The organism is Prevotella sp. P5-92 (genome assembly GCF_002251245.1).
GTDB lineage: Bacteria > Bacteroidota > Bacteroidia > Bacteroidales > Bacteroidaceae > Prevotella.
The window spans coordinates 1-970 of record NZ_NPJG01000092.1 but is presented as its reverse complement, the minus strand read 5'-3'; the positions used below and the strand labels follow the sequence as shown (position 1 = coordinate 970).

Sequence of the window (970 nt, the reverse complement as noted above, 5' to 3'; positions counted from 1 at the left end):
TGGCGTGTATAGTCCGCCGTAGAATGGTCGTCGTCTTCGGCTTCTTGTGCTTAGCAACAAATCCGAAGCTGCCATCGTCGAGCATCGTCGCCGTTCCGGCACGGCGAAAGCTCTTTACAGAATTCATATTCTTTAGCTGTGGGTCGAATCTGAATTCTCCCTCGCCAATAGCGGTAGCTTCGCCAAAGAAGCTCACAGCCGTTTCAGTTTTTTTCGTCATAATAATTCAAATGTTTATACGTTTAAAGAAAAAAAAAAAAGGGTTGTATTAGCGGCGGCAAAATCGTCGGTCAACTAAAACACCACCTCCTTTGCCGCCAACGAAATGATCTCATCCGCCACGATGTCCTGGTATGTGCGTCCCTCGTGTTCGTGTGTGAAGAAACGGAGTTTCGCCGCCACTGGCGTGCCCTTGGCGATGTTTTTCTTCGCCTCTTCGCCCCACACGGTGGCTACATACGTGTCGGCATAATCGCCGCCGATGTCCTTGATCACCACCTCGCACTTCGTCATCGTGCCGTTCTTACCTTGCAACTGGGTCACCTGTCCCCACTTCTCAATTCTTCCTATTGTCTTCATAATCTTAAATGTTTAAAATGTTTGTAAATGTTTATTGTTTTAAAAAAATCGTAGCAAAACCGCTGCCTTCGCCGTCTTCGCCGTCTTCGTTCCCATTTTCGTTCCCGTTTTCGTTTTCGTTCCCGTTTTCGTTCCCGTTCCCATTTTCGTTCCCGTTTTCGTTTTCGTTTTCGTTCCCGTTTTCGTTCCCGTTTTCGTTTTCGTTTTCGTTTTCGTTTATATTGTTCCAATAAGTCAAAGATCACCGCCAACCAGATGTGCCATTTTTCTGATTGACGGTGCAAAGGTAAGGCAAAAAAATAAGAGCAACCGGCACTGTACTGACCACTGCCATAACCAGTGCCAGTACCGTGCCAGTTGCTCCCATGAGAGTCAACGAGGGGTTAATTGA

At 47.0% G+C, this 970-nt stretch carries 2 protein-coding genes and 1 pseudogene; all 3 read right to left on the bottom strand.

Annotated features, from left to right (window positions below):
• Positions 1-220: pseudogene (locus CIK99_RS09610) on the bottom strand (hypothetical protein); the annotation flags it as partial.
• 74 nt (positions 221-294) lie between these two features.
• On the bottom strand, positions 295-579 hold the full coding sequence (locus tag CIK99_RS09605) for a DUF3127 domain-containing protein (protein ID WP_094381308.1): 285 nt from the start codon (positions 577-579) through the stop codon (positions 295-297).
• A 31-nt stretch (positions 580-610) separates the two neighbouring features.
• On the bottom strand, positions 611-817 hold the full coding sequence (locus CIK99_RS09600; RefSeq protein ID WP_094381307.1) for a hypothetical protein: 207 nt from the start codon (positions 815-817) through the stop codon (positions 611-613).
• Between the last annotated feature and the right edge of the window lie 153 nt (positions 818-970).

Bases quoted from the DNA above. Each gene is read 5' to 3' on its own strand.
- CIK99_RS09605 (WP_094381308.1), bottom strand. From the start codon at position 579: ATGAAGACAATAGGAAGAATTGAGAAGTGGGGACAGGTGACCCAGTTG.